This is a genomic window from Rothia sp. HMSC066H02 (assembly GCF_001814995.1).
Taxonomy (GTDB): Bacteria; Actinomycetota; Actinomycetes; order Actinomycetales; family Micrococcaceae; genus Rothia; species Rothia mucilaginosa.
On record NZ_KV818684.1, the window covers coordinates 334,019 to 351,577 of the forward strand.

Annotated in this window: 15 protein-coding genes; all 15 read left to right on the top strand. The window is 60.7% G+C overall.

What is annotated here, in order from left to right; genetic code table 11:
• Positions 1-117 precede the first annotated feature (117 nt).
• Positions 118-813, top strand: a complete 696-nt coding sequence (locus HMPREF2999_RS06705) for a methyl coenzyme M reductase subunit gamma (RefSeq protein ID WP_246823097.1) — start codon at positions 118-120, stop codon at positions 811-813.
• 239 nt (positions 814-1,052) lie between these two features.
• Positions 1,053-1,721, top strand: coding sequence for a bifunctional pyr operon transcriptional regulator/uracil phosphoribosyltransferase PyrR (gene pyrR, locus HMPREF2999_RS06710; protein ID WP_070616378.1), 669 nt, complete (start codon positions 1,053-1,055; stop codon positions 1,719-1,721).
• Positions 1,718-2,719: an aspartate carbamoyltransferase catalytic subunit gene (locus HMPREF2999_RS06715; protein WP_070676501.1), complete on the top strand. Its 1,002-nt coding sequence runs from the start codon at positions 1,718-1,720 to the stop codon at positions 2,717-2,719. The genes pyrR and HMPREF2999_RS06715 overlap by 4 nt, the downstream gene beginning before the upstream one ends.
• 30 nt (positions 2,720-2,749) lie before the next feature.
• A complete protein-coding gene (locus HMPREF2999_RS06720; RefSeq protein WP_070676499.1) occupies positions 2,750-4,051 on the top strand; it encodes a dihydroorotase in 1,302 nt (433 codons plus the stop codon).
• A 144-nt stretch (positions 4,052-4,195) separates the two neighbouring features.
• Positions 4,196-4,735 (top strand): PH-like domain-containing protein, encoded by a 540-nt coding sequence (locus tag HMPREF2999_RS06725; RefSeq protein ID WP_005508722.1) that lies wholly within the window; start codon positions 4,196-4,198, stop codon positions 4,733-4,735.
• Positions 4,736-4,886: 151 nt separating this feature from the next.
• Positions 4,887-6,074 carry a glutamine-hydrolyzing carbamoyl-phosphate synthase small subunit gene (gene carA / locus HMPREF2999_RS06730; RefSeq protein WP_070676498.1) on the top strand — a complete coding sequence of 396 codons (1,188 nt, stop codon included), beginning with the start codon at positions 4,887-4,889 and terminating at the stop codon, positions 6,072-6,074.
• Positions 6,075-9,395 (top strand): carbamoyl-phosphate synthase large subunit, encoded by a 3,321-nt coding sequence (gene carB, locus HMPREF2999_RS06735; RefSeq protein ID WP_070676496.1) that lies wholly within the window; start codon positions 6,075-6,077, stop codon positions 9,393-9,395.
• Positions 9,395-10,291, top strand: coding sequence for an orotidine-5'-phosphate decarboxylase (gene pyrF, locus HMPREF2999_RS06740; RefSeq protein WP_070676494.1), 897 nt, complete (start codon positions 9,395-9,397; stop codon positions 10,289-10,291). Before carB ends, pyrF begins: the two co-directional genes overlap by 1 nt.
• A 409-nt stretch (positions 10,292-10,700) precedes the next feature.
• Entirely contained in the window at positions 10,701-11,081 is a 381-nt protein-coding gene (gene mihF / locus HMPREF2999_RS06745; protein WP_070666537.1) for an integration host factor, actinobacterial type, read from the top strand.
• Between the two features lie 41 nt (positions 11,082-11,122).
• Entirely contained in the window at positions 11,123-11,680 is a 558-nt protein-coding gene (gene gmk / locus HMPREF2999_RS06750) for a guanylate kinase (RefSeq protein WP_005505951.1), read from the top strand.
• 311 nt (positions 11,681-11,991) lie between these two features.
• On the top strand, positions 11,992-12,450 hold the full coding sequence (gene rpoZ / locus HMPREF2999_RS06755; protein WP_049327216.1) for a DNA-directed RNA polymerase subunit omega: 459 nt from the start codon (positions 11,992-11,994) through the stop codon (positions 12,448-12,450).
• Positions 12,451-12,481: 31 nt separating this feature from the next.
• A complete protein-coding gene (locus HMPREF2999_RS06760; protein WP_070676492.1) occupies positions 12,482-13,936 on the top strand; it encodes a bifunctional phosphopantothenoylcysteine decarboxylase/phosphopantothenate synthase in 1,455 nt (484 codons plus the stop codon).
• A 370-nt stretch (positions 13,937-14,306) separates the two neighbouring features.
• Positions 14,307-15,221 carry an RNase adapter RapZ gene (rapZ, locus tag HMPREF2999_RS06765; RefSeq protein ID WP_005505957.1) on the top strand — a complete coding sequence of 305 codons (915 nt, stop codon included), beginning with the start codon at positions 14,307-14,309 and terminating at the stop codon, positions 15,219-15,221.
• Positions 15,222-15,329: 108 nt separating this feature from the next.
• Entirely contained in the window at positions 15,330-16,382 is a 1,053-nt protein-coding gene (gene yvcK, locus HMPREF2999_RS06770; protein WP_012903503.1) for a gluconeogenesis factor YvcK family protein, read from the top strand.
• 82 nt (positions 16,383-16,464) lie between these two features.
• The gene (gene whiA, locus HMPREF2999_RS06775) at positions 16,465-17,430 is read left to right on the top strand and encodes a DNA-binding protein WhiA (protein WP_005505961.1); all 966 of its coding nucleotides are present in this window, start codon (positions 16,465-16,467) and stop codon (positions 17,428-17,430) included.
• Positions 17,431-17,559 lie beyond the last annotated feature (129 nt).

Below are 17,559 nucleotides of genomic sequence, written 5' to 3' on the forward strand. Positions count from 1 at the left end.
CTCCGTGGATATATGTTAGGGTAATGGCATCAACCGATAACATTCCGCTGAATTCCACACGTTGTTGCGTGGATAATTCTGCGGTTTACACAACCACACACCAGAAAAGAACTAACAATGATGTTCAACCGTACTTCTATTGCCGCGCTCTCTGCGGCAATGATGCTGACCCTGTCTGCTTGTTCCGGCGGCGCGCAGGTCAGCGCAGAACCGAGTGCTTCCACTTCCGCGAGCACTGAGTCGGCAAGCGCTGAGGCTTCCGCAACTCCCACTCCTTCGCCCACTCCGACCGGTTCTGAGGTTGTCGAAATCCGTGCCGCCGTTGATACCACTGTTGACTCAGAAGAAGCACGAAAAGCTGCAGGAGAAGCAGCTAAGCAAGTGCTGGAACAGGACGTGCGCCTTCGGAATGCCTGGATGCAGGGGGACCTGGAACATACCAGTGAAAAGGATCTCGCTAAGTATATGGAACCGAAGGGCGTTAAAAGCACCCTGGATGGTTTTGCGGACTTACGTGAAACACTTCAGGAAGGGCCGTTCAGTGGGCAGATTGAAATCCGCGATGTAGAAGTAGTCGAAGTATCTGCCTCAACGGACCAAAACGGGCAGAGCACCCCTAACGCTGTTGTTCGTGTGCAGTATTGCGAAGACTGGGGAAGCCTTCGCTGGCCAACCGGCGAACCTATTGTTCTTGATGATTCTCTCGCAACAGAGGAAATGCGCGAGAACACTATGATTCGTCGACCTGACGGTGTGTTTGTGATTCAGAGTGGCCGCAAAGTCCAGGGTGGCTGTAAGCCCTCGCAGCACTAACGCTTTCAGAAATGGGAAGGTACTTGAAGTACATCTGAGTGTGCTTCAACTACCTTCCCACTTCTATTTTTGGCCTCATGCTATAGACATGCTTCTTCAATAGGTGCTTCTGGTATCCCCGCAGCCCTCTCACCGTGAGCGGTCTCTCGCCGAACCTGAACGTAGCCTGTGAACTGTGGTACCCTACTAGAAGCACAAAACCTTTAAATCCGTCCCGTGAGGCGGGGAAGGAGACGGCTATGCCTGGGTCAACTGTACCCACATCCGGCGCGAATCAGGGGCGAAATCTAACCGCAGCCCCCCATTCGGCAACCCCTCAAAGCACCTCCGAGGACGCGACCACCGTCGGCCGCACCATCCTCAGCGAGGACGAAATCCGCCGCGCCCTCACCCGCATCGCCTACGAAATTATTGAAACCAATAAAGGCGTAGAAAACCTCGTACTCATCGGCATCCGCTCCCGCGGCGTGCCCCTCGCCGTACGACTCGCCGCCCGCATCCAAGCCATCGAGCCGAACTTCAACGCAGAAACACGAATCGGCGCCCTGGACATCACCGCCTACCGCGACGACCAGCGAACCGGTGGCACCACCTCCCTAGAAACCGCAGGGGAAAGCATCATGCCCACCATCGGCATTGAAGGCAAAACCGTAGTCCTCGTTGACGACGTCCTCTACTCCGGCCGCACCGTACGCGCCGCCCTCGACGCACTCAACGCCCACGGACGACCCGCCCTCGTACGCCTGGCAGTCCTCGTAGACCGCGGACACCGGCAACTACCCATCCGCGCCGACCACGTGGGCAAAAACCTGCCCACCAGCGCCAGCGAAACCGTGCGCGTCGTACTAACTGAAACCGACAACGCAACAGACCGAGTTGACATTATCCAGCTGGGAGGGCTCTCATGAAGCATCTGCTCGACACCCGCGAACTAACCCGCGAAGAAGCCATCGAAATCCTTGACGTCGCCGACTACATGGCGCAGGTCAAAGCCGAAAACCGCACCCTCAACGTGCTCAACGGCAAGACCGTCGTCAACCTCTTCTTCGAGGACTCCACCCGAACCCGCCTCTCCTTCGAAGCCGCGGAGAAGCGCCTGGGCGCCGCCGTCACCAACTTCTCCGCATCTGGCTCCTCCCTGTCTAAGGGTGAGTCGCTCAAGGACACCGCGCAGACCCTCAAGGCGATTGCCGCGGATGCGTTCGTGATCCGCCACTCGGCATCCGGCGCACCGCAGCGCCTCGCCGAGGCAGGCTGGACCGACATCCCCGTGCTCAACGCGGGCGACGGCACCCACGCACACCCCACCCAGGCACTGCTCGACGCCGTATCCCTGCGCCAGTACAAGGCGGAACGCGACGGTCTCGACAGCCCCCGTGGCACCGACCTGTCCGGCATGCGCGTGCTCATCGTCGGCGACATCCTGCACTCGCGCGTGGCACGCTCCAACCTCTGGCTGCTGCACACCCTCGGCGCGCAGGTCGTCTTCGTCGCACCGCCGACCCTGCTGCCGCTGAACACCGCCTCCTGGGTTGAAGAGGCCGGCCTGGAAATCTTCCACGACTTCGACGAAGCTATCGCCACCAACCCCGACGCCGTCATGCTGCTGCGCATCCAGAAGGAACGCATGAACGCCGCGTACTTCCCCTCCGCAGAGGAATACACCGACCTGTGGGGTCTGACCGCCGAACGCTTCGCAACCCTGCAGGCACAGCCGCAGCCGGTCGCAATCCTGCACCCGGGCCCCATGAACCGCGGCCTGGAAATCTGCGCCGAAGCCGCCGACGCCACCAACTCCTGGGTCCTGCGCCAGGTCAGCAACGGCGTGGCGCTGCGCATGGCGGTGCTCTACCTGCTTCTGACCGACGGCTCCAGCGCCAAGCTCTACGCCGGCGACGAATCCTAAACGACCTTCCTAACGAGAGGAACCAACACCATGAGCAAGTACCTGATTAAGGGCGCAAGCCTCTACGGCGAAAAGGTCGCCGACATCCTCATCGAGGACGGCGTGATTAGCCGCATCGCAGAGAACATTGACGCCGCAGACGCACAGGTCGTCGAGGCGGCAGGCCAGGTGGCGCTACCCGGCCTGGTCGACATCCACACCCACCTGCGTCAGCCCGGCTACGAGGCATCCGAAACCGTGGAGACCGGCACCCGCGCAGCAGCCCTGGGCGGCTACACTGCAGTGTTCGCCATGGCAAACTCCATGCCCGTGGCAGACACCGCCGCAGTCGTTGAGCAGGTTGACCGCCTCGGCAAGGAATCCGCATGGTGCCGCGTGCAGCCCATCGGCGCAGTGACCGTGGGCCTGAAGGGCGAGCGCCTCTCCGACATCGGCGGCATGGCGAACTCCACCGCTAACGTGCGCGTGTTCTCTGACGACGGCATGTGCGTGTACGACCCCGCCGTGATGCGCCGCGCCCTCGAATACGTCAAGACCTTTGACGGCGTTATTGCGCAGCACGCGCAGGAGCCGTGCCTGACCGAGGGCGCCCAGATGAACGAAGGTAAGGTGTCCGCTGACCTGGGCCTGACCGGCTGGCCCGCCGTCGCTGAAGAGGCAATCATTGCCCGCGACGTGCTGCTGGCTGAGCACCTGGATTCCAAGCTGCACATCTGCCACCTGTCCACCAAGGGCTCCATTGAGGTTGTGCGCTGGGCTAAGTCCCGCGGCGTGAAGGTGACCGCGGAGGCAACCCCGCACCACCTGCTGCTCACCGACGAGACCGCACGCACCTACGACCCGGTGTTCAAGGTTAACCCGCCGCTGCGCACCGAAGAGGACGTCATGGCGCTGCGTCAGGCTGTTGCTGACGGCATCATCGACGTGATTGGTACCGACCACGCACCGCACCCGGCAGAGACCAAGGAATGCGAGTGGGCGTGCGCCGCGAACGGTATGACCGGCCTGGAGCAGGCACTGTCCATCATCCAGATGACCCTGGTTGACACCGGCATGATTACCTGGCGCGATGTGGCACGCATCCTCTCCGAGCAGCCCGCGAAGATCGGTCGCCTGGACCACGAGCAGGGCCGCCCGCTTGCCGAAGGCGAACCGGCGAACATTGTGCTGGTCGACCCGAAGGCAACCCGCGTGATCAAGCCGGAGGAGCAGGCAACCAAGGGTAAGAACAACCCCTACCGCGGCATGGAGGTGCCCGGCTCGATCCGTGCAACCTTCTACGCTGGCCACCCGACCGTGCTGAACGGCGAGCTGGCAACCCCGCGTCGCTAAATCCGCGAGGCGAACGTACGTGGTGACCATGCCTGGCGGTGGTAGGTTCACGCCTGCCACCGCCTCGCCGGGAGCACCGCCCCCAATCTCACCAACCCAGGCCGAGATCATCGACCGAGACCCCAACCGAAAGAGAGAACCTTCGTGGGAAAGTTCCTGACCGCCGTCATCTGCATCGCCTTGGTCGCCCTGTGCATCTACGGCATGTGGCACGGATGGCGCTCGCGCCTGGCACGCCAGGCGAACATGTTCGGATCCCTCAAGGAAGTTCCCGAACGCTACGAGGGCATGACCGCTGACGCCGCTTTCGAGGGCGAGTACGTCAGCACCACGATCTTCGGTAATTGGCTGGACCGTGTGGGTTTCGATTCGCTTGGTTTCAAGAGCAAGTCCACCCTGCTGATTTACCCGGACAGCATCATCTTCACCCGTAACGGCGCGAAGGACCTGTGGATTCCGGCGAAGAAGCTTGCGGTCATCACCACAGACCGCGGTATGGCGGGCAAGGTTGTGGAGAAGAACGGCTTGGTCGTGATTGGTTGGACCCTGGACGGTCACCGCGTGCAGACCGGCTTCCGCACCCGCTACGCCGAGGATAAGCAGGCGGTACTGCGGGAGCTGCGCCGCATCGCCCCGAATGCGGTGGATGCGCCTGAGAAGTGGGCGGCAGAACCGGAAGCCTAAATCCCGGCGCAATACCCGGTGCACCCACACCCAAGATTTTGCCCCACGGCAGGAGAACACCCCGCCGAAGGCACCATAGACTACCCCGGAACCTGCACGGTAGAGGCCGTACAGGAAGCGGGGGAGAACACCAGAGAAAAGGAAGAAGAGCATGACTGACATGACACGATCCGGCGCCCTGCGTACGGACCGCGCGCTGCTCGTCCTGGAGGACGGCACCGTCTACCGCGGCTACGGCTACGGCGCAACCGGCGCGTCCCTGGGCGAGGCGGTTTTCTCGACCGGTATGACCGGCTACCAGGAAACCCTGACCGACCCCTCCTACGCGGGTCAGATTGTGGTTCAGACCGCTCCCCATATCGGCAACACCGGCGTGAACAAGACCGACGCTGAGTCCCGCAAGATTTGGGTTGCCGGCTACGTGGTTCGCGACGCAGCACGCGTGGCATCCAACTGGCGTTCTGAGCGCACCCTCGACGAAGAGCTCATCGAGCAGGGCATCGTCGGTATTCAGGGCATTGACACTCGCGCCCTGACCCGCCGCCTGCGTTCGAGCGGTTCGATGCGTGCGGGCGTGTTCTCCGGTGAGCACGCAGAACGCCCCGAAGCTGAACTGCTGGAGGAGGTGCGCGCCTCCGAGCCGATGGCTGGCCGTAAGCTCGCTGACTCCGTTTCGGTTGACACCGCCTACACCGTTGAGCCGCACCAGTTCAACTGGTTCGCACCCCCGGTCGCAACCATTGTCGCCCTGGACCTGGGCATTAAGTCGATGACCCCGCAGCGTTTCGCTGAGCGTGGCGTGCGCGTGCACGTGCTGCCCGCAAGCGCAACCCTTGAGGACATCTACTCCCACAACCCCGACGGCGTGTTCTTCTCCAACGGCCCCGGTGACCCGGCAACCGCTGACGAGCAGGTTGAGCTGCTGCAGGGCGTGCTGCGTAAGGGCACCCCGTTCTTCGGCATCTGCTTCGGTAACCAGCTGCTTGGCCGCGCCCTGGGCTTCGGCACCTACAAGCTGCCCTTCGGCCACCGCGGCATCAACCAGCCGGTGATGGACAAGACCACCGGCAAGGTTGAAATCACCGCGCAGAACCACGGCTTCGCTGTGGACGCGCCGATTGGCGACTACGTGACCGCACCGAACGCTGAGTTCGGTCAGGTCATGGTCTCCCACGTGGGTCTGAACGACAACGTGGTTGAGGGCCTGACCTGTAAGGACATCCCCGCGTTCTCCGTGCAGTACCACCCCGAGGCTGCTGCGGGCCCGCACGATTCCGCCTACCTCTTTGACCGTTTCATCGACCTGATGGTCGCAACCAAGACTGCAAAGGAAGCATAAATGCCTCGTCGTACTGACCTTAATAGCGTCCTCGTCATCGGTTCCGGCCCCATCGTCATCGGTCAGGCAGCGGAATTTGACTACTCCGGCACTCAGGCGCTGCGCGTGCTGAAGGAGGAGGGCGTGCGCGTCATCCTCGTGAACTCGAACCCGGCAACCATCATGACCGACCCCGAGTTCGCGGACGCCACCTACATTGAACCCATCACCCCCGAGGTGATTGAGAAGATCATCGAGAAGGAAAAGCCGGACGCAATCCTGCCGACCCTGGGTGGTCAGACCGCGCTGAACGCGGCGATCTCCCTGGATGAGCGCGGCGTGCTCTCCAAGTACAATGTTGAGCTGATCGGCGCGAACATTGAGGCGATTAACCTCGGTGAGGACCGTGAAGCATTCAAGGGCGTGGTGGAGCGCGCCGGCGGCGAGTCTGCACGCTCGGTGATTGTTCACTCCATGCCGGAGGCGCTGGAAGCCGCTAAGGAGCTGGGCTACCCGATGGTGGTTCGCCCCTCCTTCACCATGGGTGGTCTCGGCTCGGGTATGGCGTACAACGAGGAAGACCTCTACCGTATTGCCGGTGCCGGTATTCAGTACTCGCCGACCAGCGAGGTCCTGCTGGAGGAGTCTATCCTCGGCTGGAAGGAATACGAGCTGGAGATGATGCGTGACACCAACGACAACGTCGTGGTCGTCTGCTCCATCGAAAACTTCGACCCCGTGGGCGTGCACACCGGTGACTCCATCACCGTGGCACCCGCACTGACCCTGACCGACCGTGAGTTCCAGAAGCTGCGCGACATCGCGATTAACGTGATTCGTGAGGTTGGCGTGGACACCGGTGGTTGTAACATCCAGTTCGCGATTGACCCGAAGACCGGCCGCATCATCGTCATTGAGATGAACCCGCGCGTGTCTCGTTCCTCGGCGCTCGCGTCGAAGGCTACCGGCTTCCCGATTGCGAAGATTGCGACCAAGCTGTCCCTGGGTTACACCCTGGATGAGATTCCGAACGATATCACCCAGAAGACCCCGGCGTCCTTCGAGCCGACCCTTGACTACGTGGTCGTGAAGGTTCCGCGCTTCGCGTTTGAGAAGTTCCCGGCTGCTGACCCGACCCTGACCACCACCATGAAGAGTGTTGGCGAGGCTATGGCTCTGGGTCGTAACTTCACTGAGGCCCTGCAGAAGGCGATGCGTTCGCTGGAGCAGAAGGGTGCGTCCTTCTCGTTCAAGCCGCTGTCCCTGTCTGAGGCTGAGCTGGCTGAGCTGGTTGAGAAGACTAAGGTTGCGACCACTCAGCGTATTTACCAGGTTCAGCAGGCTCTGCTGGCTGGCGCTACCGTGGAGCAGCTGCACGAGGCTACCAAGATTGACCCGTGGTTCCTGGATCAGCTGGTGCTGCTGAATGAGGTTGCTGGCGTGGTTCACGCTAAGCGTGACAACCTTGACCCGGAGACCCTGAAGCTGGCTAAGCGTCACGGTTTCTCGGACGCTCAGATTGCTGAGATTATCGGCTCTTCTGAGGATGTTGTGCGCGGTGTTCGCCACGCTCTGGGTATCCGCCCGGTCTTCAAGACTGTTGACACCTGTGCTGCCGAGTTTGAGGCGTTCACTCCGTACCACTACTCCTCCTACGACCTGGAGGATGAGGTTGCGCACCACGAGAAGCCCTCGATTATGATTCTGGGTTCGGGCCCGAACCGTATCGGTCAGGGTATCGAGTTCGACTACTCCTGTGTGCATGCTTCGCTGGTGCTGCGTTCGCTCGGTTACGAGACTGTCATGGTCAACTGCAACCCTGAGACTGTTTCGACTGACTACGATATTTCGACTCGCCTGTACTTCGAGCCGCTCACCCTTGAGGATGTGCTTGAGATTGTTGAGTCGGAGCGTCGTACCGGCGGTCTGATGGGCGTGTTCGTGCAGCTGGGCGGTCAGACCCCGCTGAAGCTGGCTCGTGCCCTGAAGGATGCGGGCGTGCCGATTCTGGGCACCACCCCCGAGGCTATTGACCTGGCTGAGGACCGCGGCGAGTTCTCCCGCGTGCTGGAGGAGAGCGGCCTGATTTCGCCCAAGAACGGTACCGCGTTCACTTTCGAGGGTGCTAAGCGCATCGCTGACGAGATTGGTTACCCGGTTCTGGTTCGTCCTTCGTACGTGCTGGGCGGCCGTGGCATGGAAATCGTCTACGATGAGGCGAACCTGGCACGCTACCTGGAGAACGCTACCGAGGTTTCGCCCTCGCAGCCCGCTCTGATTGATAAGTTCCTTGAGGACGCTATCGAGATTGACGTTGACGCCCTGTTCGACGGCGAGGAGCTGTACTTGGGCGGCGTCATGGAGCACATTGAGGAAGCCGGTATTCACTCGGGTGACTCCTCCTGTACTCTGCCTCCGATTACTCTCGGCCCGGACATCATCGCGAAGGTGAAGGACGCTACCGAGAAGATTGCTCGCGGCACCGGTGTGCGCGGCCTGATTAACATTCAGTTCGCGTACGTGTCTGAGAACCTGTACGTGATTGAGGCAAACCCGCGTGCATCCCGTACTGTTCCGTTCGTGTCGAAGGCTACCGGCGTGCAGATGGCTAAGGCTGCTGTGCTGATTGGTCTGGGTAAGAGCATTGCTGAGCTGAAGGCTGAGGGTTACTTGCCGTCGAACATGGATGGCGCATCCCTGCCGGAGGAGACCGCGATTGCTGTGAAGGCTGCGGTTCTGCCGTTCGCTCGTTTCCGCACCCCTGAGGGTGTTGTGGTGGATTCGCTGCTGAGCCCGGAGATGCGTTCGACCGGTGAGGTTATGGGTCTGGATAAGCACTATGACACCGCGTTCGCGAAGGCTCAGGCTGGTGCTGGTTCGCCGCTGCCCACCTCCGGTAAGGTGTTCATTTCGGTGGCTAACCACGATAAGCGTAACGTCATTATTTACGCGAAGATGCTGGAGTCGCTGGGCTTTGAGATCGTTTCGACCGGTGGTACCGCTGAGATTCTGCGCCGTAACGGCTTGAACTCGGTGATCGTGGCTTCGAAGTTCGCTGAGGCGAATGGCGACCACTCGATTGTGGACATGGTCCGCAACGGTGACATTGATCTGATTCTGAACACCCCTGCCGGTGGTGCTGCTCGTAGCGATGGTTACGAGATTCGTGCCGCTGCGGTTTCGGTGGGCTGCCCGGTCATGACCACCATTTCTGAGTTCGCTGCGGCTGTTCAGGCGATTAATGCTCTGCGTGAGCACAGCTGGGACATCATGAGCCTGCAGGAGCACGGCGTTCAGCTGGCTGCCGCTGTGGATGCTCGTTCCGAGGGTGGCGAGGCGTAATGTCCGTTGCTTTTGGTGATCGTCTGGCGAAGGCGATGGCGGAGCGCGGCCCGCTGTGTATGGGTATTGACCCGCATCCGAACCTGCTGGAGCAGTGGGGTCTTGAGGATTCTGCTGCCGGTCTGGCTGCTTTTACTGAGGCGGTCTATGAGGGTTGCGCCCCGTTTGCGGCGGCGTTGAAGCCTCAGGTGGCGCTGTTTGAGCGTCACGGTTCGGCTGGTCTTGCTGTGCTGGAGGCGCTGTTTGCCCGCGCTGCCGCTGATGGTGTGCTGATTGTTGCTGACGCTAAGCGCGGCGATATTGGTTCGACCATGAAGGCGTACGCGGATGCGTGGCTCGGCTCGTCTTCGCCGCTGGGTACCGATTCGGTGACTTTGAGCCCGTATCTGGGTTTTGAGTCGCTGCGTCCGGCGCTGGATTTGGCTGATGAGAATGACCGCGGCACGTTCGTGTTGGCGTTGACCTCGAACCCTGAGGGCAAGAGCGTTCAGCACGTGGGCGCGTCGGAGTCTGGTCATTCCGGCGAGTCTGAGGGCCATTCCGGCGAGTCTGGGGGCGCTGTGGCTAAGCGTATTATCGCTGCGGCTACCGCTGAGAATGCTTCCCGCCAGTGGGAGCAGATGGGCCCGTGCGGCCTGGTGGTTGGCGCGACTGTTGGTCAGGCGCTGGTTGATTTGGGTATTGACCTGAGCGTGTTCAACGGCCCGATTCTGTCGCCGGGTTATGGTGCGCAGGGAGCTTCGGCGGCTGATCTGTACCGCGTGTTTGCAGGCGTTGAGTCGCAGGTGCTGGTGAATTCCAGCCGTGGCGTGCTTGCTGCTGGCCCGTCGGTTGAGGGTTTGGCGCAGGCTGCGCAGGCGGCTCGTGATGACCTGTTGGCGGCTCGCGGCGCGTAGTTCGCGTGTTGTGTGAGAGGGGCGTGTGCTCCGGGTGGATTCTGTTGAGGGCCTGCTCGGGGTGCGCGCCCTTTGTGTGTACCCCCTGTGCGAGCCTGTTTTATCGCATTTTTTGGGTACATTCGCATGCATAATTTTGCCGCCGCACACTCGCGCCGATGCGAGTTTTCTCACCTCTGTAGTGGGGGAGCGTGCCCGCTCTTTGAGGCGCGTGCGTGGTTCCACTTTTGATAGGGCGAATACTCCGCTATGCTATAGGGGTACTCCCTGATATTTACGTGCTGACGTGCGTAGACGCATTGTTGGTGCGAGGGTGAGTGCTGCGGGTGGAACGAGGGTTCTCGTGCTATCCGTGTTACATTAGTTGATAAGTAAAATTCTATAACTCGCAGAAATGGGGGACCCAACCATGCCGCTGACTCCGCTAACTGAAGATGCGCGCGCCTCCGCCCGCGAGAAGGCAGTACTTGCCCGAGCACACCGCCAGGAAATTAAGCGTGCACTGAGTGACCGTGAACTTTCCGTGCGTCAGGTGCTCGATATGGTCGATTCCGACCCTGCACTGGCTAAAATGCCGGTGGGGCAGATGCTGCGCGCACTTCCGGGCATTGGTGCCGTTCGAGCTGAACGCATCATTGAAGAACTTCATATTGCACCGACTCGCCGCCTTGGCGGCCTTGGTGTACACCAGCGTCGCAAGATGGTGGAGTACTTCAACCGTAATTCGCGGTATTTGAACCGTGCACGTCGCAGGACTAATACTCTGCCTCCTGAATCTTCTCAGCCCTAATACCTCGTGCCTTCAGCCGATGAAGGCGCAGTAAGGAAGCTATGTCTCAGCCGACTCTCACCGTACTGGCTGGCCCCACTGCTGTTGGCAAGGGTACGGTGTGCCAGTACATTCGTGAGAACTACCCGAACGTGTGGTTCTCTGTTTCCGCTACCACTCGTGATCCTCGCCCCGGTGAGGTTGACGGTACTCACTACTATTTCGTTTCGATGGAAGAGTTTGACCAGATGATTGCTGACGGTCAGATGCTTGAGTACGCTGTGGTGCACGGTAAGAACAAGTACGGTACTCCGCGCGCTAAGGTCCAGGAGGCTCTAGATGCTGGCCGCCCGGTGATTCTTGAGATTGACCTGCAGGGTGCTCGCCAGATTCGCGAGACCATGCCGGATGCTCGCCTGATTTTCTTGGCTCCTCCGAGCTGGGATGAGCTGGTGTCGCGTCTGGTGGGTCGAGGTACCGAGAGTGAGCAGGAGCAGGCTCGTCGCCTTGAAACCGCGAAGGTTGAGCTGGCTGCTGAGAAGGAATTTGACGTCACGGTCGTCAACGACTCTGTTGAGCGTGCAGCGAAGGAGATTGCTGAGCTGATTGGCGCCGCCTAATCTGCATGCTTTGCGTTTGCGGTGGGGCTAGAGTTTCTTCCGACCTGTAGTTCTGCCGCGAGGAGTTGTGAAAGGTGGGGGTTTCGAAGAGTTTTCTTCGGAGCCCCCGCCTTTTGTTTGCCCTGTGCCCGCTACTCTGTGCCTGCCGGTCTGCCTTTTATCTGGGCTGGTACGTGCGTTTTAGCCGTTGAGAGGGTAGAATAGTTCTTTAGTTTTGACCGTGCCCTCAGTGTGCCCGGTTTGCGCCATAGCGCGAACGGTGTGCGGGGGCGTTCGGTACGTACATTCCATCAAGCTATTTGGAGTTTTTAGTGGCAAACGAAATCAAGGAACACGAGGACTACAACTTCGTTGACGGTGTCGCTCCCGAGGGCATCGTGAGCCCCAGCGCTGACGCGCTGATTGAGAAGGCGGAGTCCAAGTACGGCCTGGTGATTTTCGGTGCCCGCCGTGCACGCCAGATTAACGCGTACTACGCTAACCTGCAGGACAATACTGCTGCGCACGTTGGCCCGCTGGTTGACGCTGAGTCGAACGAGAAGTCTCTGTCGGTGGCAATGCGTGAAATCATTGCTGACCGTGTTGTGGCGGAGCACCACCCGGACGCTAAGTTCGATGAGGACGGCTACCCGATTCCCGAGGATCTGTCCGCTGTGATTGATTTCAGCGCGGCTGAGTTCTCTGGCGCTATCGAGGAGGAGTACATCCCCGCAGGTAGCGAAGAGGTTATTGCTATCGAAGAGGTTATCCTCGACGAGTCCGCTGAGTAATCTGCTTTTTACAAGGATTCTTTGACGTACCATGCGCATTATCGTTGGTATTGGAGGGGGCATTGCTGCGTATAAGGCGGCGATGCTCCTTCGTCTTTTTGCGAAGAATGGCGACGAGGTAATCGCCATGCCCACCCCGAACGCAACGAAGTTCGTGGGTGTTCCCACCCTGGAGGCGCTGAGCGGCAACCCCGTCTCAACGGACGTGTTTGACCGCGTGCCGGAGGTAAACCATGTGCGTCAGGCTGAGCAGGCTGATGCTGTGGTGGTTGCCCCGGCGACCGCTGATTTGCTGGCTCGTTTGGCGGCTGGTCGTGCTGATGATTTGCTGTCCTCTACGGTGTTGACGACGCACGCCCCGGTGATTTTGGCGCCGGCGATGCATACCCAGATGTGGGAGCATCCGGCGACTCAGGCGAATGTGCAGACTCTGCGTTCGTGGGGTTATCACGTGATTGAGCCTGCGATTGGGCGTTTGACGGGCCCGGATTCTGGTCCGGGTCGCATGCCTGAGCCGGAGGATATTTTCGCGGTGGCGCTGGATGTGATTGCGCGCTTCCCGAAGGGGCAGGTGCACCCGGTGTACACGCCCGGTTACGCGCCGACTGAACCCCTGTACACGGGTACGGAGCAGGAGCGTATGGCGGCGGCGCGTGCGGCGACGCTGACTTCGGCGCTGCTGGATCAGGGTGATTCGGGCAAGGCTGAGCCTGGTCAGATTGAACCCAGCCAGGGTGAACACAGCCAGGCAACTGGCGCATCCGAATCGCTGCGTGGTCCTCTGGCAGGTCGCCTCGTGGTCATTACCGCTGGCGGCACCCGTGAGGCGCTGGACCCGGTGCGCTTCCTCGGTAACCGTTCGACCGGCAAGCAGGGTGTGGCGCTCGCGGAGGCGGCACGCGACCTGGGCGCGACCGTGCACCTGATCGGTGCGAACCTTGAGGTTCCCGCGCCGGATGGTGTGCAGGTGACCCGCGTGGTGAGCGCCCTGGAGCTGCGTGAGGCGACCCTTGAGGCGAGCGCGGCGGCGGATGTGCTGATCATGTCTGCGGCGGTGGCTGATTTTAGGCCCGCCGAGTTTGCCGAGTTCAAGATTAAGAAGAGCGCCGATTCTGAGGATGCGCCGGTGATTCAGCTGGTACGCAACCCGGATATTCTGCGTGAGGTCGTGGTGCGCCGCCAGCAGGCTCGTGAGGCGGGGGAGAGCACCCTCGGTCCGAAGCTCATTGTTGGTTTTGCGGCGGAGACCGGTTCGGCGGAGAAGACTCCGTTGGAGCTGGGTCGTGAGAAGCTACAGCGTAAGGGCACGGATTTCTTGGCGGTCAATACGGTGGGTGTGAATCGTGGTTTCGGCACGGACGATAACACGATTACGCTGCTGTCGACTCTGAATGATGAGGCGCCGGTGTTCTCCGGTTCGAAGAAGGAACTGTCGGTGCGCCTGCTGGAGCATGTGGCGGCTTTCCTGCTTGAGCTTTCTGCCTAAGAATCCTCATGCATCCGCGTAGCTACTCAGCTGGTGCGCGCTTGCTTACGTATCTTCAAAGCCCGTGCGGTACTTCCTGTGGGAGGTATCGTGCGGGCTTTACTGTACCCGCGGCAGTGTTACCGCGCGAGGTTCTTAGCCGGGGGCTGTACCCTGCGGACTCCGCCGCCCGCCTCTTGCTGTAGACCCCTTGGAGAGCATTATGCGCAAGCACTTGTGACCGGGATTTCTTTCCTTCTGGGGTTCCGCCGGGGGAGTGTCTCATATTTCTGTCATACTGGTGAAATTTCTGACCGTACCCCCGAACCGTCAGATAAAGGTCTTGTATCATGGCATAGAGAGTATTTCGCGTTGAAGGGGAAGAAGCACCATGCCCGAGAATCAGAGCAAGCCCGCCACGGTACAGTCCGCCCAGAGTGAGGAGCGTCCTCAGATTCTGGTGATCACCGGTATTTCCGGTGCAGGCCGCAGCACTGTCGCAAACGTGCTGGAGGATGAGGGCTGGTACGTTATCGATAACATCCCGCCGCAGATGCTCGGTTCCCTGGCTGAGCTGGTGACCCGTGACGGTGCACGAGTACCGAAGGTGGCGCTCGGCATTGACGTTCGCGCCCGCGCACTGTTCTCCGATCTTCCCGCTGCGATTGAGACTCTGCGCAAGTCCGATATTGACTTTTCCATGCTCTTCCTTGACGCCAAGGACGAGACCATTATTGCCCGCTACGAGGCTCAGCGCCGCCCGCACCCGCTGCAGGGTGAGGGCCGCGTCCTCGACGGTATCCGCGCTGAACGCACTCTCTTTGAAGGTCTGCGCCTCGCTTCTGACCGCACCATTGACACCACCGGCATGAACGTTCACGAGCTGGCTCGTACCGTGCGTGAAATGTTCGCTGAGGGTGCGGATAAGAAGCTGAACCTGACCGTGATGAGCTTCGGCTTCAAGTACGGTGCGCCTTCGGACGCTAACTACATGGCTGATATGCGTTTCATCCCGAACCCGCACTGGGTTCCGGAGCTGCGCCCCCTGACCGGTCAGGACGCCCCGGTGCGCGATTACGTGCTGGAGCACGCCGGCACCGAGGAGTTCATCAGCAACTACCTTGCGGCTCTTCGCCCCGTGCTTGAGGGCTACCGCCGTGAGGGCAAGTACTACGCCACCATCGCAATTGGCTGCACCGGTGGTAAGCACCGTTCCGTGGCTGTGACGGAAGAACTGGCTCGTCGTCTCTCTGCTTTCGGTGAGCTGAACGTGAATGTTCAGCACCGTGACAAGGGCCGCGAGTAAGTTCCGCCCGGCGCGTCCCAACCACCGCGTCGTGTTTCATTAGCCGCCGTCCGGCCCCGCCCCCGTGGGGCCGGCATACCATTCCTTCCGGGTATGTGAGGTATTACTATGTCCACCCATTCGACCAGTTATGACACTCAGGGTATTCCGCGCCTGCCGGCTCTGCCGACTCAGGCGTTGCGCCTGTTGAAGACCACGCACCGTTCGCCGAAGGTCACGGCGATGGGCGGCGGCCACGGGCTGTACGGTTCCCTGTCTGCGCTTCGCCACGTCACGCCTGATTTGACGGCTGTTGTGACGGTTGCTGACGATGGCGGTTCGTCGGGTCGTTTGCGTGAGGAGATGGGTATTCTTCCTCCGGGTGATTTGCGTATGGCGCTTTCTGCGCTGTGTGATGACACCGATTGGGGTCGCACGTGGCGTGATGTGATGCAGCATCGTTTTAGCGCGCCCGAGGGGTACGAGGGTGAGTTCCCGCTGGATTACCATGCTCTCGGTAACCTGCTGATTGCTACTCTCTGGCAGCTGCTGGATGACCCGGTTGCCGGTCTGGACTGGGCGGGTGCCCTGCTGAATGCGCGCGGCCGCGTGCTGCCGATGGCACTGGATCCGATGGTCATTTACGGCACCGTGCTGCGTGAGCATAACGGTGGCGGTATTGAGCGTGTGAAGGTGGTCGGTCAGGTGAACCTCTCGAAGGAGGAGCGGGTTCACGATATTGGTCTGACCCCTGAGAATGCTCGCCCCTGCCCGGAGGCGCTCTCCGCTATTGAGGAATCTGACTGGATTGTTTTGGGTCCGGGTTCGTGGCGTACGTCGGTTCTGCCGCATCTGCTGTTGGACGCTCAGCGTGAGGCAATTATCCGCACGGAGGCGCGCCGCTGCGTGGTCATGAACCTCTCCGACGATAAGGAGACGGTCGGCTTTACCCCGGCAACGCACCTGGATTTGTTGCGCCAGTACGCCCCGAAGCTTCACCTTGACGCGGTGATTGCTGACGCTGACATGCAGGCTGATCACCGTTCCGAGCTGGAGCGTGAGGCTTCTGCGATGGGTGCGAAGGTTGTGTGGGCGCACCTGCGTTCGAGTTCCCAGCCGAATGTGCACGACCCGCTGAAGCTTGCGGCTGCGTACAACGAAGCGTTTGAGCTGAGCTCCTAGAATCACCGTTGCGGCTGCTATTTTGGTGTGCCCATTTCCCGAAGTTATAGACTCTTAGACACTACGCCCAGAAGGACCTTTCATGGCATTAACCACGCTCGTCAAGGACGAACTCGCCAACTACGAGGCAACGAAAGTCTCTGCTCGTAAGGCAGAAATCTCTACGATTCTGCGTTTTACCGGAGGCCTGCACATTGTCTCGGGGCGAATCGTGGTGGAGTCTGAGGTCGACCACGAGGCAACCGCCCACCGCATGCGCCGCACCATCGCGGAGATTTACGGCCACGATTCTGAGCTGACCAGCGTCAGCGGTGGTGGTCTGCGTCGAGGTGGCCGCTACATTGTGCGTGTGGATCACGGCGGTGAGGCGCTGGCTCGCCAGACCGGTCTGCTGGATTTGCGTGGCCGCCCGGTGCGTGGCCTGCCGCCAGCTGTGGTGAACGGCTCCCTGCAGGACGCCGAGGCGGTCATGCGCGGTGCGTTCCTGGCGCACGGTTCGCTGACTGAGCCGGGTCGTTCCTCCTCCCTGGAGATTACCTGCCCCGGTCCGGAGGCGGCGCTCGCGCTGGTGGGTGCAGCTCGTCGCCTGGACATTATTGCGAAGGCACGCGAGGTGCGCGGCACGGACCGTGTGGTGGTGCGTGACGGCGAGACGATTTCGCAGCTGCTGGAGCGTATGGGCGCGACCGGCACCCTGACCACGTGGCGTGAGGCGCGCACCCGCAAGGAGGTTCGTGCGACCGCGAACCGTCTGGCGAATTTTGATGATGCAAACCTGCGCCGTAGCGCTCAGGCGGCTGTTGCGGCGAGCGCCCGCGTGGAGCGTGCCCTGCAGATTCTGGGTCATGAGGCGCCGGATCACCTGCGCTATGCCGGTGAGCTGCGTGTGCTGCATAAGCATGCGTCGTTGGATGAGCTGGGTCGTCTGGCTGATCCGCCGATGACGAAAGACGCGATTGCGGGCCGTATTCGTCGCCTGCTGGTCATGGCTGATAAGCGTGCTTCGGAGCTGGGTGTTCCGGGTACTGAGTTGCCGCGCGAGGACTAAACGAAGGCTAAATTCTGCTCTTAAACGGTGCGGGTAGCTCGTGTGGCTGAGGTGTTTGTGACGGTTTTATGACAAACCAAACCCCTCCGTTTTTGAACAAAAACCGCATATTTTTCAAAAATGAGCCTG

Bases quoted from the DNA above. Each gene is read 5' to 3' on its own strand.
- whiA (WP_005505961.1), top strand. From the start codon at position 16,465: ATGGCATTAACCACGCTCGTCAAGGACGAACTCGCCAACTACGAGGCA.
- pyrF (WP_070676494.1), top strand. From the start codon at position 9,395: ATGTCCGTTGCTTTTGGTGATCGTCTGGCGAAGGCGATGGCGGAGCGC.
- HMPREF2999_RS06720 (WP_070676499.1), top strand. From the start codon at position 2,750: ATGAGCAAGTACCTGATTAAGGGCGCAAGCCTCTACGGCGAAAAGGTC.
- HMPREF2999_RS06715 (WP_070676501.1), top strand. From the start codon at position 1,718: ATGAAGCATCTGCTCGACACCCGCGAACTAACCCGCGAAGAAGCCATC.
- HMPREF2999_RS06705 (WP_246823097.1), top strand. From the start codon at position 118: ATGATGTTCAACCGTACTTCTATTGCCGCGCTCTCTGCGGCAATGATG.
- gmk (WP_005505951.1), top strand. From the start codon at position 11,123: ATGTCTCAGCCGACTCTCACCGTACTGGCTGGCCCCACTGCTGTTGGC.
- yvcK (WP_012903503.1), top strand. From the start codon at position 15,330: ATGTCCACCCATTCGACCAGTTATGACACTCAGGGTATTCCGCGCCTG.
- pyrR (WP_070616378.1), top strand. From the start codon at position 1,053: ATGCCTGGGTCAACTGTACCCACATCCGGCGCGAATCAGGGGCGAAAT.
- rapZ (WP_005505957.1), top strand. From the start codon at position 14,307: ATGCCCGAGAATCAGAGCAAGCCCGCCACGGTACAGTCCGCCCAGAGT.
- mihF (WP_070666537.1), top strand. From the start codon at position 10,701: ATGCCGCTGACTCCGCTAACTGAAGATGCGCGCGCCTCCGCCCGCGAG.
- HMPREF2999_RS06760 (WP_070676492.1), top strand. From the start codon at position 12,482: ATGCGCATTATCGTTGGTATTGGAGGGGGCATTGCTGCGTATAAGGCG.
- carB (WP_070676496.1), top strand. From the start codon at position 6,075: ATGCCTCGTCGTACTGACCTTAATAGCGTCCTCGTCATCGGTTCCGGC.
- carA (WP_070676498.1), top strand. From the start codon at position 4,887: ATGACTGACATGACACGATCCGGCGCCCTGCGTACGGACCGCGCGCTG.